Source organism: Catenulispora pinisilvae (genome assembly GCF_015356865.1).
Lineage (GTDB): Bacteria > Actinomycetota > Actinomycetes > Streptomycetales > Catenulisporaceae > Catenulispora > Catenulispora pinisilvae.
In genome coordinates, this window is record NZ_JAAFZA010000120.1 from 1 (window position 1) to 13170 (window position 13170).

A 13170-nucleotide genomic window follows, 5' to 3' on the forward strand; every position below is an offset into this window, starting at 1 on the left:
CACCAGGGCCGTGCCCACGGCTCCGGCCGCACCTTCCGGCCGACCGGTTCACCTGGTCGGCCGGCTTTCTTGGCCGACCAGCTTTTCTCGGCCGAGCAGCCTTCTGGGCCGACGAGCTTTCCCGCACCGACCGGCCACCCAGCCCCGACCTTGAATCCACCAGGAGCTGTGAGCGATGTCCGAGCCCTCGCCCGAACAGTCCTTCACCATCCACCTGAAGTCGCTGACCGATTTCGCCGACGAGTTCACGACGCAGATCCAGTCGCTTCAGGCTCCGATGGACCACCTCGCCACCATGTCCGGAACCCCGCCGCAATACGGCGCGTTCCACGAAGCCTGGACGCTGGGTGCCGGCGAACAGGCCGCCATCGAAGAGATGTACACCCTGCTCGGGCAGGTCAAACAGGCGATCGCGTTCGCCGGTGACGTCACCGGCACGGTGGCCGACGGCTACCGCAACGCCGACGACAGCATCGCCTACGCCCTCGGCGGATCGCCCGGGTCGGTCTACGGCGGCGGGTCCTCCGGCGGCGACCCCTGGTCGAACGGCCAGGACAACATCCCGGACCAGCAGTCCGGATGGGGCGGCGACCCGAACCAGAACAACGGCGGCGCGGTGTACGGCGCCCCGGTCTCCGACCCGAGCGACTCCGGCCCCTGGGTCCCGAACCAGGACGCCAGCTCCTTCGTCGGCAACACGGTGAGCGCGGTGACCGCGGTCCCGCTGGTCGGCGCGCTGCTCGGCGGGGCCCTGCTGGGCGGGGTGGCCAAGTCCAAGTCGAACAAGCAGCCGCCGAACACCTCGGTGAGCGTCACCGTCGACACCTCCGCGGCCGGTAGCGGCGCGCTGCCGCTGTGGACGCCGCCGCCGGACCCGGGGTCGGTCACCGCGATGCCGACCACCGCCCCGACGCCGCAGTTCCCCGGCCAGGACTCGTCCTGGAACGCCACCTTCCCCGGCTCCGGCCAAGGAGGTTCGTGATCATGCCCACGTCTCCTACTCCCGCCGGAGTCACCGACTTCGCGCAGTACACGGTGCCGCAGCTGACCCAGATGCTCTACGACAGCGACCCGGCCACCGGTACCACCACCGCCCAGACCTGGGACGCCACCGGCAAGATGCTGCACGAGCAGGCCTCGAACCTGGAGGGCCGGCTGCACAGCTTCGACGGTGAGTGGTCCGGCACCGCCTCCGAGGAGTACAAGCGGATGGTCACCGACCTGATCGGCGGCCTGCGCAAGGTGGCCACGACCTCGCTGCAGATGCGCGACCTGACCTTCGACGCCGTCGACTCGCTGAACGCCGCGCGCGCGGCGATGCCGGCGGCGGTGAACGTCCCGGTGGTGCCGCCGACCACGCTGGCGCTGGCCACCACGCCGCTGCCGATCGACGCCGAGACCTCGCCGGCGGCGGTCGCGCAGCTGCAGTCCGACCAGGCCAAGGCGGTCTCGGCGGTGCAGGCGCAGCAGGCGGCGATGGCCGCCTCCAACGCCGCGCACGCCCAGGCGGTCGCGGTGATGACCACCCTGGCCGGCAGCTACGTGGTCGCGCAGGACCGGTTCCCCCCGACCCCCGGCGGCGCCACGCCGACGGTGAACGGCAGCGGCCCCGGTACCGGGATCGGCAGCACCGCGGCGCCGGTGATGCTGAACGCCAACGGCGTCCCGGTGCTGGCGGCGGGCCAGGACCAGGGTCAGGACCAGAACCAGGTGCCGGGCCAACCCACCGGATCCGGAACGGATCAGGGCTCGCAGTCCCTGTTCGGCGACATGTTCACGGTCGGCCTGGCGGCGGCCGCGGCGGCCGCCGGCGGGAAGTTCACCGGCACCGTCATCACCCCGCAGGGCCTGCCGCTGAACGGCGCCGCCAACCAGGGGCAGCAGGTGACCCCGATCACCGGCCGGCTGACCCCGGTGGCCAACCCGACCGGCAACGACGCCGGCAAGCACGCCGCGGTGGACGCCGCCGGCGTACTCGGCGGGCGCTACCTGGCCGGCAAGTTCGGCGGCGGCGGTGGCGCCGGTGGCGGCGCCTCGATCGGCAAGGTCGCCGTCGACCCGAACGGGGCCAAGGCCGCGGCCGACGCCGCGAACCAGGCCAACGCGGCCGAGGCCGCCGCGGTCAACGACTTCGGCGGCGGCGCCCTGGGCGCCGGCGGCGCGGCCGCCGCGGCCGCGGGCCGCAGCGGGATGATGCCGATGATGCCGATGAGCGGCATGGCCGGAGCCGGTATGGGCGGCGGCGACAACCGGCGCATCCCGGCCTGGCTGGTCGAGACCGAGGACGTCTGGGGCGCCAGTGCCCCGGTCTCCCCCGGCGTCATCGGCGGCGACTTCTAAGCCGTCAGTCCCGTACCCGCCCCTGCCCAAGGGGGCGGGTACCCGTCCCCCTGGTACCCGTCCCTGAAAGGGAGCGATCATGGCGAGCCAGATCGGGAGCAGCACGCTCCCGCCGTTCTCAGTCTCCGCCTCCGGCGTGACGTCGGGGCTGACCCAACTCCAGTCCATGACCGGCGGCTCCCACTCGACCCTCGGCGAGGTCGAGGGCCTGGTCCTGGACGTGATGAGCTTCGCCGGCATCGGCTCGGCCGTCGGCAGCGCCAACAACAGCCTGCACACGCAGCTGGTCGGCAGCCTGGGCAAGATCGTCAGCTTCGTCGAGACCCTCACCGGCGCGATCAGCACGGTGCTGAAGGACTACGAGTCGCTGGACCAGAAGACCGCCGACAGCTACAAGGCCCTGGCCCAGACCGGCGGCCAGACCGGCCAGGCCACCGCCGCCTCGGGCACCCAGCACCCGGCCGCGACCGCGACCCCGGCGGCCACCCCGGTCGCCCACGCCACGGCGGCGGCCGGCACGAACGGACTCCCCAACGGCTTCGTCACCAACCTGATGCACTCCGAAGGCGCCAGCGGCAACCAGGGCGGCGTCCCCGAGGTCTACGGCTTCCGGCAGAGCAGCCACAACGGCTACGACCAGATCATGGCCGCCCGCAACCAGTACGGCCAGGGCAGCCCCCAGGAACAGGCCGTCGTGGCCCAGCTGCTGTCCCAGCACGCCGACCAGGCCGGCGCCCAGGACTTCACCGACCCCGGCATCCGCGCCGCCATCGCCTCCAGCGCCCACATGCGCGGCACCGGCGGCACCCGCGCCATCCTGAACTCCATGGCCACCGGCAACACCCCCGACAACTCGGACACCGCGGTGTCGGCGGCCAACATGGCCACCTTGCAGCAGATGACCCCGGACCAGTTCCAGCAGTCGTTCCACGACGCGCGCATCAACTACGACCAGAGCGTCTACGGCAACACCACCACCCACGTCAACGGCCAGGCCATGACCTGGTGGCAGGCCTACGGCCACGGGCTCACCACCCGCTACAACCGCGAACAGACCCAGTTCGACGGCTACTCGCAAGCGGCACAAGGCGGCGGGCAGTAAGGGGCTATCACCCACGCCTTCGTGCGGGCGCACGGCGCGGGTATCGCCGATGTCGCCGCGGTTGTGGCCGGTCCGGGGGTTCGGGCCGGTCATGACCGTTTTTCGGTGGGCCGGCCGACGACTCCATCAGACGACCCCATCAGAGAGCTGCCACTGCTCCAGCCTCCTGCTCCCGCTCCAGAGGCGCCGCCGCACCCGTCACGGCCACAACCCCCCGCCCCCGAGGCAGCACCAAAGCAACCAACCCCCCGACCGCGGCAAGCCCGGCACCAACCTTCAACGCGGCGACGAACCCATCAGTGAACCGCTGCGCACTCGCATAGCTCCCAGAGCCGGCAAACACCGCGACACCCACCGCGGTCCCGAACAAAGCACCGAACTGCCGCAGCATGCTGAAAACGCCCGCGGCCTGCCCGATCTCCCGCGGCCGCACCGCCCCCACCACCGCCTTCTGCACCGGCGGAATCGCGGTGGAGATACCAGTGCCGCTGATTATCAGCACCGGAATCATCGCCGGGTAGCTGGCGTGGTGATCGGCGAGCAGGGCGATCCCCGCCAGCCCGAGTGCCTGCATCCCCAGCCCCACAGAAACCAGCGTGCGCTCACCGAGCCGGTCCGAGAGCCGCCCGGACAACGGCCCGAAAACCAGCAGCGTCGCCGAGAACGGCATCATGCGCACCCCCGCGCCGAACGGCCCGTAGTGCAGCACCGTCTGGAAGTACTGCGCCAGGAAGTACAGCTCCCCATACATCGACCCGGTGAGCAGAAAACTGCTGACGTTGGCCGCTGAGAAGGTGCGGTGCGCGAAGAAGCGCATCGGCACCATCGGCGCCGGGGCCCGCCGCTCCCAGAACACGAAGGCGACCGTCAGCGCCGCTCCGACGACCAGCGAACCCAGCGTCTCCCCCGACAGCCAGCCGACGTCGTTCCCCCGGACCAGAGCCCAGACCAAGCCCAGGACGCCGCCGGTGGTGAGGACGACGCCGACCAGGTCCAGGCGCGCCTGAGGACCGCGGGTCTGCGTCATCCGCGTCAGGACCCCGGCGACGACCAGCACCCCGACCGGGACGTTGACCCAGAACAGCCACTGCCAGGCCAGTCCCTGGGCCACCACGCCGCCGACGAACGGGCCGCCGGCCGTGGCCAGGCCGATGATGCCCGCTGACAGGCCCATCGCGCGGCCGCGCTCGCGGGGCGGGAAGGCGGCGCCGAGTTGGGCCACGGCCAGCGGCATGATGACGGCCGCGCCGGCGCCCTGGACGGCGCGCGCCGCGATCAGCTCGCCGACCGTGCCGGCCAGCCCGCACGCGGCCGAGGCCGCCGTGAACAGCGTCAGCCCGGCCACGAAGACCCGGCGCCGGCCGAAGCGGTCGCCGAGCGCCGCGCCGCTGAGCATCAGCACGGCGAAGGTGAGGATGTAGGCGCTGACGGTCCACTCCAGCGACTCGGTGGAGGCGTGCAGCGATCTGCGGATGGTGGTCAGGGCGGTGGTGACGATGGTGCCGTCCAGCGCGATCATGAACGCGGCCAGCGAGGTGAGGGTCAGGATCCACCGTTGTGCCGCCGTCATCGGCGGCCTTGCGTCCCCTGTGGGACTGATGTCGGGACTGATGTCAGGGCTGATGCCGGGACTGATGCCGGGACTTGTGTCACTACTTGCGCCGTCACTTGTGCCGTTACTCATGCCGGTTCTGACCCGCGCCGCCGCCCGGATTGGGCGCCGAACCACCGCCCAGTTCCGGCCCCGGCCCAAGTCGGTATCGCCGAAGGCACGAACGTGCCAATCTTGAGGCGCCGGGAGAGTGCGGATGACCATCGTGACGAACCAACCGACGGCGGGGTGCGAGATGCGAGTCGAGGACGACTTCGTCCGGCTGGCCGACCCGTTCCGGCCGGAGATCCTCGCGCACTGCTACCGGATGCTCGGCTCGATCCACGACGCCGAGGACCTGGTCCAGGAGACCTACCTGCGCGCGTGGCGCTCCTACGGCGGCTTCGAGGGCCGCGCCTCGCTGCGCACCTGGCTCTACCGGATCGCCACCAACGCCTGCCTGAGCGCGCTCGAACACCGCGCGCGGCGGCCGCTGCCGGTCGCGCTCGGGGCACCGGGCACCGACCCCGAGGGCGACCTGAGCGCGATCCCGCCGGAGATCACGTGGTTGCAGCCGTTCCCGGACGCGCTGCTGACGTCCGGATCGGTCGGCGCGGTCGGCGCGGCGGGCCCGGTCGGCGCGGACCCGGCCTCGGTCGTGGCGGCCCGCTCCGGCCTGCGGCTGGCGCTGGTCGCGGCGTTGCAGTACCTGCCGCCCCGGCAGCGGGCGGTGCTGATCCTGCGCGACGTGCTCGGCTGGCGCGCCGCGGAGGCCGCCTCGCTGCTGGACGTGACGGTCGCGGCGGTCAACAGCCTGCTCAAGCGGGCCCGGGCCCGGATGGCGGAGGTCGCCCCGGACGCCGAGCAGGTCGCCGAGCCGACGGCGGGGCGGCAGCGCGCGATCCTGGACCGCTGGGCCCGGGCGTTCGTGGAGGCCGACATCGACACCCTGATGGAGCTGCTGACCGCGGACGCGATCTGGGAGATGCCGCCGCAGCCGATGTGGTTCCAGGGCGCCGACACCCTGCGCCGGCTGCTGTCGTTCCGGATCGGCAAGCACGGCCGCTACCGCCGCCTGGTCCCGATCACGGCCAACGGCCAGCCCGCGTTCGCCGTCTACTCCAGCCACAGCGACGGCCGGCTGACCGCCGAGTCGCTCCAGGTGCTGACGATGCGCGGCGACCGGATCGCGAAGGTGACGGCGTTCCGGACACCGTCGCTGGTCGGCGTGGCCGGGCTGCCGATGGAGATCGATGTGGAGAGCGACATGGAGAACGATGTGGAGAACGAAGCCTGATGTTGCTGGCACTGACCGGATCCAGCGGCGCGGGCAAGTCCACCCTCGCGTTCGCCGTCGCCGACCGGCTGACCGGGGCCGCGGTGCACGACTTCGACGAGGTCGGCGTCCCGGACCCGCCGATCCCGCCGCACTGGCGCAACGAGATGACCGAGCACTGGATCCGGCGCGCGCTGGAGTACCAGGAGCGCGGTCTGGACCTGGTGCTGACCGGGAACTCGCCGCTGGGCGAGATCCTGGCCGCACCCTCGGCCCCGCTGCTGGACGGGATCGCGGTCTGCCTGATCGACGTCGCCGACGAGCCGCGCCGGGGACGGCTGGCGCGCCGGGACGGCGGCCGATGGGACGAGCGCGCGCTCGACTCCTTCTGCGGCTGGGCGGCCTGGCAGCGCGAGCACGCCCGCGACCCCCGCGCCCGGCCCGGGGTCATCGCCGACGACAGCTGGCCGGAGATGGTGTGGAGCCGCTGGACCGGCTGGGCGTCGCACGATCCGCGGTGGCGGACCGAGGTGATCGACACCACCGGCCGGCCGCTCGCGGCGTCGGCCGAGCGGTTCGAGCGCTGGGTGGCCGAGCAGCGGGCGGCGCACCGCTCGGGCCGCCTGCCGCTGGCCCCGGGCTGGGCCGATGCCGGATGGGCCGATATCGAATAGGCCGGTATCAAACGGGCCGGTATCAAATAGTCCAAGTGATCTGCGGGTTGACGATCGGCACGAACTTCACGCCGAGCGCCTCCATCTCCCCGCGCGCGATGACGTTCATCTCCTTCAAGGTGTCCATCTGCTTCGCGTGCTCGTAGCTGTCCCAGATGCTGACCTGCACCATGCCGTCCGACATGAGGCTGGCGTACCAGCTGATCAGCCCGGGCAGCGCCTTGATGGCCGGCACCAGGTACTCCGCCTGCTTCAGGTTCAGCGCCTCGACCTCGGCGAACAGGCTCGGGTCGAAGCTGCCGCGCGAGAGGCGGACGACAGCGGTTTCGGGCAACGACTCGGTCATGGTTTTCCCCACCCTCGATGACGAATTACGTTCCGATAGGCTATCATAATGTAATGAGCACGCGGCAGGCCAAGGCTGGGCGGCCCCGGAACCCGGCCTTGGACCAGGCAATCCTCACCGCCGCCGCCGAGCAGCTCGGTGAACTCGGCTACCCACGCATGTCGCTGGAGTCGGTGGCGTCGGCCGCCGGCACCACCGTGCCGAGCCTGCGGCGCCGGTTCCGGAACAAGGCGGAGCTGGTCGCCGCGGTGATCAGCTCACTGCGAGTCGAGGAGCCGCCAAAGGAGCCGCCAGCCGGAGCGCCGACACCCCGCGACCACGCGCTGGCGATCCTGGAGAACTTCCACAGCAACCTGCGAGCCGTCCCGGCACTGGCCATCCTCGGCTCACTGCTCGCCGAGGAGTCCCGGCACCCCGAACTGCTCGAAGTCTTCAAGACCCGCATCGTCGAACCGCGCCGGGACCTGCTCCGGCAGGCGCTGGCAGCCGGCGGCCTCCCGGGCTCCGCCGACCTCGACGTGCTCACCAGCATGCTGATCGGCTCTTTCTACGGCCAGTACGTCACCGCGGCCGGGATACCGGACGACTGGCCGAGCCGGGTGCTGAGCGCGGTGTGGCCGGCAGAGGACTAGCGCTGGAGGCAATGGCGTGTTGGCCCCGACGGCATGTCACACGCCACGTGGCCCTCGCGCCGCATCACACCAGCTGATCCCGCCGCCGCGTCAGGTACGCGACCTCAGCCGTGTTCCCCGCCAGCTCGATCGCCCGGTCGTAAGCCGCCCGCGACTCCCCGCTGCGCCCCAACCGCCGCAGCAGGTCGGCGCGCGCCGCGTGGTAAGCGTGGTAGCCGTCCAGCCGGTCGGCGAGGCCGTCGACGGCGGCGAGCGCCACGTTCGGGCCGTCGAGTTCGGCCACTGCGATGGCGCGGTTGAGGGCGACGACCGGCGAGCGGTCGAGCCGGACCAGCTGGTCGTAGAGTGCGACGATCTGGGTCCAGTCGGTGTCGCGGTAGTCGCGGGCGGAGGTGTGGACCGCGTTGATGGCTGCCAGGACCTGGTAGCGGCCCGGGGCCTGGCCGGTGGCCAGGCGTTCCCGGACCAGCCGGTGTCCCTCGGCGATCAGGCCGGGGTCCCAGGCGCCGCGGTCCTGCTCGTCGAGCGCGACGAGTTCGCCGGCGGCCACGCGGGCGCTGCGGCGGGCCTCGATGAGGAGCATCAGGGCCAGCAGCCCCGCGGCTTCGCCGTCCTGCGGCATCAGGGTACGGATCAGCCGCGCCAGCCGGATCGCCTCGGCGGTCAGGTCCTGGCGGACCGGGTCGCTGTCCGGGCCGGTGGCGAGGTAGCCCTCGTTGAAGACCAGGAACAGCACGGCCAGCACGCCGGAGACGCGCGCCGGCAGGTCCTGTGCGTCCGGCACGCGGTAGGGGATCCGGGCCGCCTTGATCTTGGCCTTCGCGCGGGTGATGCGCTGGCCCATGGCCGTTTCCTGGACGAAGAAGGCCCGGGCGATCTCGGGCACCGTGAGGCCGCCGACCATGCGCAGCGTCAGCGCCACCCGGGTCTCCGGCGCCAGGGCCGGGTGGCAGCAGATGAAGAAGAGCCGGAGCCGGTCGTCCTCGATGGCGCCGACCGGCTCGGGGCGTTCGTCGTCGGACAACAACTGGGCCTCCTTGTGCTTGTCGTCGCGCTTGTTCTCGCGCCGGACGCGGTCGATGGCCTTGCGGTGCGCGGTGGTGGTGAGCCAGCCGCCGGGGTTGGGCGGCACGCCGTCGGCGGGCCAGTGCTCGACGGCCGCGGCGAACGCCTCGGCGGCGGCCTCCTCGGCGATGTCGAGGTCGCCGAAGCGCTTGGTCAGGGTGGCGACCACCCGGGCCCACTCTTCGTGATGGGCCCGGGTGACCGCCTCGCGTGCGTCGGTCGCGTCAGTCGCTCCCGTCGTTCCAGTCACGCCGTCACTCCGGCTGCAAGAAGGGCCGGATCTCGACCTTGCGGTTGCAGGCGTGCGAGGCCTCGGCGGCGAGCTTGAGCGCCACGTCGAGGTCGGCGGCCTCGATGACCCAGAACCCGGCCAGGTACTCCTTCGACTCCACGTAGGGACCGTCGCTGAAGATCGGCTCCCCGGCCCCGCGGCTGTCGATCACCGTGGCGCTGACCGTCTCGCCGAGCCCGCCGCCGAACACCCAGTGGCCCTCGGCGATCACCCGGTCGTTGAACACGTCGACCGCCGCCTGCTCCTCCTGGGTGGCCTGGGCGGGACCCTCGGCGATCACGGAGAACAGATACTGCATCTCAGACCAACTCCTGCTGTCTCCCGGCGCCCCCGGTGGGCGGCGGTTCACTCCTACCACGAACACGGTCGCCCGGATCCGACACCGGTGCGACCCCGGATCCGACACCGGATCCAACACCGCTCCGACACCAGTCCGACACCCGACCGGCGGAATTCTTCGCGCGAGCCTGGCAGACTGGGCGACCGTGAAACCGGGTGCGATGACGGAAGGCGCCGTGCTGCTGCTCGGCGGGCGCAGCGAGATCGGGCTGAAGGTGGCCGAGCGGCTGGCCCGGGGCCGGACCGTGGTGCTGGCCGCGCGGCGCAGCCAGGAGTTGGCGGCCGAGACGGCGCTGATGAGCGCCGCCGGGGCGACCGGGGTGCGGTGCGTCGAGTTCGACGCCGACGAGGTGGCCGCGCATCCGGAGCTGATGGCGAAGGTCTTCGCCGACGCCGGCCCGGTCGGGGTCGTGGTGGTCGCGTTCGGCATCCTGGGCGACCAGGAACTCGCCGAACGGGACCCGGCGCACGCCGTGCAGGTAGTCCACACCGACTACGTGGCCCAGATCAGCGTGCTGACCGTGCTGGCCTCCCTGCTCAAGACCCAGGGCCACGGCGACCTGGTGGTCTTCTCCTCGGTCGCGGGCATGCGCGTGCGCCGCGCCAACTACGTCTACGGCTCGGCCAAGGCCGGCCTCGACGGCTTCGCCAGCGGCCTCGGCGACGCGCTGCACGGCACCGGCGTGCACCTGCTGCTGGTCCGCTCCGGCTTCGTCATCGGCCGGATGACCGAGGGCATGAGCCCCGCGCCGCTGTCCAGCACCCCGGACCAGGTCGCCGACGCGGTGGTCAAGGCCCTGCGCAAGCACCGGATCCGGGTCTGGGTGCCCGGCGCGCTGCGGCCGGCGTACTTCGTGGCCCGACTGGTGCCCCAAGCCGTGTGGCGGCGGATGCCCCGCTAGCGTCTGAGACAATCGATCACATGTCCGACCCCGCCGCCCGCGGCCCGTACCGCGTGACCTTCGTCTGCACCGGCAACATCTGCCGCTCCCCCATGGCCGAACACGTGCTGCGCAAGTACATCGAGGACGAGGACCTGAACGCGGTGGCCGACAGCTCCGGGACCGGGGGCTGGCACGCCGGGGACCCGGCCGACCGGCGGACGGTCCGCACGTTGCGGCGCCACGGCTTCACCTCCGACCACTCCGCGCGCAAGTTCCAGCGCGGCTGGTTCGACGACTACGACCTGGTGATCGCGCTGGACGCCGGACATCTGCGGGAGCTGCGGGCGCTGGCGCGCGACGACCGCGACCGGGAGAAGATCAGGCTGCTGCGGTCCTTCGATCCGACCGCCGGGCCGGATCTGGACGTGCCGGATCCCTACTACGAGGACGACGAGGCCTTCGAGCACGTCATGGAGCTGATCGAGCGTGCGGCGCCGGGGATCCTGGACGAGATCCGGAGCGGGCTGAAGAACGCTCGCTGAGACCAGGTCAGGCCCCAGCCGGCTTCCCGCAACCGGCGCGCGCCGCCGGCCTGCTCGCCCGCTCGCCCGATCGCCCGCCAGCCCGCTCGCCTGCTCAATCCGCGGCGCGCCGCGTCACAACCCCCGCGCGACCGGATGCCGCGGCTCGTACAACCCCAGCCGCGTACCGCTCGGCAGCGCCACCCAAGCCCGCACACCCCAGCGCGCCTCGGCCCGCTCCCCCACCGGCTGCACACCCTTGGCCGCCAGCTCGGCCAGCGTCGCGTCCAGGTCGTCGCACATCAGATACAGCTCGCTGGTCGGCTCCCCCTCGGCCGGGTGCACCCCGAGCTCGGCCGGCGGCAGCTGGAAGATGAGCCAGCCTCCGCCCGCGTCCACGTGGGGGAACCCGAGCACATCCCGCAGGAAGTCCCGGTCGGCCTCGGCGTCGGTGCTGTACAGGATCGCGTGTGTGCCGGTAATCATGCCTCGACCGTAGCCCGCCGTTCGCGCCGTGGCATCCGTAGGCTCCTGTCATGACGACTGCCGCGTCGCAAGAAGCGTTCCTGCACGCCTACCATGCCGAACATCCGGCGGTGACCTCCGAATGGCTCGGCCACGGCCGGGCCCCGGACGGCCGCTCCAGCTACGAAATCCTGCGCGATCGGGTGGCCGGCCGCGAACGGGTCCTGGATCTCGGATGCGGCGACGGCCTGCTGCTCGACCTGCTGGCCCGCGACACCTCGGAACCAAGCGCCGGTCGGGAGCACCCGAGGCAGCTCGCCGGAGTGGACCTGTCCCCGGAGACGCTGGCGCTGGCGCGACAGCGGCCGGCGCTCGCCGATACGCGGCTGGAAGAGGCGCGCGCCCAGGAACTCCCCTTTCCCGACGGCAGCTTCGACGCCTGCGTCTCCCACATGGCGCTGATGCTGATGGCCGACATCGAGCAGGTGGCGGCGGAAGTGGCCAGGGTCCTGGCGCCGGGCGGGGTGCTGGCGTGCGTGGTCGGCAACGGCGTCCTGCTCGACGAGGCTTACGACCGGTTCCGCGCGCTGGCGAACGAGGAGATCGCAGACGCCCCGGAGGCCAAGCGCATGCCGGCGTTGGGCGACCGCAGGACCCGCAGTCGCGAAGGGTTCGACGCGATCCTCGGCCCGGCCGGCTTCGCACCGGTGGAGTGGGAGAGCGTCGCCATCGATCTGGGCGGCCCGGTCGACCAGGTGTGGGCCGGCGTCGCGGGTCTCTACAATTACGAGCCGCTTGATCAGGCCGCTATGGAGCGTCTTCGCGGTGCCTTCCTCGACGCGAGGCGCGATTCGATCACGCCGGAGGGAACCGTACCCTTCACAGTGCAGCTCCAGCTCGCCACCGCAGAGCTGCGCTAGCGCTTCGCCGCCGCCAAAGCCGTCGTCACGCTGGTCTCCTTCTTGCCCAGCACCGGATTCGGCTGGAACACGGCCTGGCCCCACGCCTTGATCCCGGCCAGCACCTCGCGCGCCGAGTCGTGCATCATCTCGTTCTCGCCGTCCACCGACTCGCCGGTGTCGGCGACGCCGTAGGCGTCGATCCCGGCGGCGTGGCACAGCAGCAGGGCGCGCGGCATGTGGAAGTCCTGAGTCACCAGCGTGGCGTGGTCGACCCCGAAGATCTTCTTGGCCCGGGCGCAGGAGGCCCAGGTGTCGAAGCCGGCGAAGTCCCGGACGATCCGTGCCGTCGGCACGCCGTGGTTCACCAGGTAGTCGCGCATCACGGTGGGCTCGTCGTAGTTGGGGTGGGAGTTGTCGCCGGTCACCAGGATCACGGTCACCTTGCCCCGCTGGTACAGGTCCAGCGCGACGTCCAGGCGGCGGGCCAGGTACGGCGTCGGCTGACCGTTGGGGGCGCCCGCGCCGAAGACGATCGCCACCGGCTCGTAGGGTACGGCGGCCGCGCTGCGCTCGTAGGAGGACTCGGTGGCATGTACCGCCGTCACCGGCGCGAACAGCAGCACCACTGCCAGCACGGCGGCCTGGTACAGGCGGCGCTGGCTCTTGCGGGTCCGGGGAACGCGCCGGGCGAGCCACCCGGGCGCCTGGAATCGGGTCACGTCGGGTAGACGCGGGTCCGCG

15 protein-coding genes are annotated in these 13170 nt (G+C 71.9%); 9 read left to right on the forward strand and 6 right to left on the reverse strand.

What is annotated here, in order from left to right; all coding sequences use genetic code 11:
* Positions 1-175: 175 nt before the first annotated feature.
* From IZR01_RS28465 to IZR01_RS28475, 3 genes are all read left to right on the forward strand, one after another.
* Positions 176-982 carry a hypothetical protein gene (locus IZR01_RS28465; protein ID WP_194895617.1) on the forward strand — a complete coding sequence of 269 codons (807 nt, stop codon included), beginning with the start codon at positions 176-178 and terminating at the stop codon, positions 980-982.
* Positions 983-984: 2 nt separating this feature from the next.
* On the forward strand, positions 985-2340 hold the full coding sequence (locus IZR01_RS28470) for a WXG100 family type VII secretion target (protein WP_194925639.1): 1356 nt from the start codon (positions 985-987) through the stop codon (positions 2338-2340).
* A gap of 79 nt (positions 2341-2419) precedes the next feature.
* The gene (locus IZR01_RS28475; protein ID WP_194900120.1) at positions 2420-3442 is read left to right on the forward strand and encodes a hypothetical protein; all 1023 of its coding nucleotides are present in this window, start codon (positions 2420-2422) and stop codon (positions 3440-3442) included.
* A gap of 139 nt (positions 3443-3581) precedes the next feature.
* Here IZR01_RS28475 and IZR01_RS28480 read toward each other — a convergent pair whose 3' ends face one another.
* Entirely contained in the window at positions 3582-5012 is a 1431-nt protein-coding gene (locus IZR01_RS28480; protein WP_194925640.1) for an MFS transporter, read from the reverse strand.
* A 238-nt stretch (positions 5013-5250) separates the two neighbouring features.
* Here IZR01_RS28480 and IZR01_RS28485 point away from each other — a divergent pair, with 238 nt between their 5' ends.
* Both IZR01_RS28485 and IZR01_RS28490 read left to right on the forward strand, forming a co-directional pair.
* Positions 5251-6330, forward strand: a complete 1080-nt coding sequence (locus IZR01_RS28485; RefSeq protein WP_194925641.1) for a sigma-70 family RNA polymerase sigma factor — start codon at positions 5251-5253, stop codon at positions 6328-6330.
* Positions 6330-6983, forward strand: a complete 654-nt coding sequence (locus IZR01_RS28490) for a hypothetical protein (RefSeq protein ID WP_194925642.1) — start codon at positions 6330-6332, stop codon at positions 6981-6983. The genes IZR01_RS28485 and IZR01_RS28490 overlap by 1 nt, the downstream gene beginning before the upstream one ends.
* 22 nt (positions 6984-7005) lie before the next feature.
* Here IZR01_RS28490 and IZR01_RS28495 read toward each other — a convergent pair whose 3' ends face one another.
* The gene (locus IZR01_RS28495) at positions 7006-7329 is read right to left on the reverse strand and encodes a hypothetical protein (protein WP_194897226.1); all 324 of its coding nucleotides are present in this window, start codon (positions 7327-7329) and stop codon (positions 7006-7008) included.
* Between the two features lie 53 nt (positions 7330-7382).
* Here IZR01_RS28495 and IZR01_RS28500 point away from each other — a divergent pair, with 53 nt between their 5' ends.
* Entirely contained in the window at positions 7383-7961 is a 579-nt protein-coding gene (locus tag IZR01_RS28500; protein WP_194925643.1) for a TetR/AcrR family transcriptional regulator, read from the forward strand.
* 64 nt (positions 7962-8025) lie between these two features.
* Here the strand turns inward: IZR01_RS28500 and IZR01_RS28505 are convergent, their stop codons facing one another.
* Together IZR01_RS28505 and IZR01_RS28510 are read right to left on the reverse strand one after the other, a co-directional pair.
* Positions 8026-9276, reverse strand: a complete 1251-nt coding sequence (locus tag IZR01_RS28505) for an RNA polymerase sigma factor (protein ID WP_194925644.1) — start codon at positions 9274-9276, stop codon at positions 8026-8028.
* A 4-nt stretch (positions 9277-9280) separates the two neighbouring features.
* The gene (locus tag IZR01_RS28510; RefSeq protein WP_194925645.1) at positions 9281-9616 is read right to left on the reverse strand and encodes a YciI family protein; all 336 of its coding nucleotides are present in this window, start codon (positions 9614-9616) and stop codon (positions 9281-9283) included.
* A gap of 202 nt (positions 9617-9818) precedes the next feature.
* Here IZR01_RS28510 and dprE2 point away from each other — a divergent pair, with 202 nt between their 5' ends.
* A complete protein-coding gene (gene dprE2, locus IZR01_RS28515; RefSeq protein ID WP_194925646.1) occupies positions 9819-10559 on the forward strand; it encodes a decaprenylphospho-beta-D-erythro-pentofuranosid-2-ulose 2-reductase in 741 nt (246 codons plus the stop codon).
* A gap of 20 nt (positions 10560-10579) precedes the next feature.
* Positions 10580-11083, forward strand: a complete 504-nt coding sequence (locus IZR01_RS28520; protein ID WP_194897221.1) for a low molecular weight protein-tyrosine-phosphatase — start codon at positions 10580-10582, stop codon at positions 11081-11083.
* 114 nt (positions 11084-11197) lie between these two features.
* On the opposite strand, the gene IZR01_RS28525 is transcribed toward IZR01_RS28520, so the two are convergent.
* Complete coding sequence (locus IZR01_RS28525) at positions 11198-11548, reverse strand: VOC family protein (RefSeq protein WP_194925647.1); 351 nt, start codon at positions 11546-11548, stop codon at positions 11198-11200.
* Between the two features lie 50 nt (positions 11549-11598).
* On the opposite strand from IZR01_RS28525, the gene IZR01_RS28530 reads away from it, so the two are divergent.
* The gene (locus tag IZR01_RS28530; protein WP_194925648.1) at positions 11599-12447 is read left to right on the forward strand and encodes a class I SAM-dependent methyltransferase; all 849 of its coding nucleotides are present in this window, start codon (positions 11599-11601) and stop codon (positions 12445-12447) included.
* On the opposite strand, the gene IZR01_RS28535 is transcribed toward IZR01_RS28530, so the two are convergent.
* Positions 12444-13148, reverse strand: a complete 705-nt coding sequence (locus tag IZR01_RS28535; protein WP_194897219.1) for a SanA/YdcF family protein — start codon at positions 13146-13148, stop codon at positions 12444-12446. The two genes, IZR01_RS28530 and IZR01_RS28535, sit on opposite strands and share 4 nt — an antisense overlap.
* Positions 13149-13170: the final 22 nt, after the last annotated feature.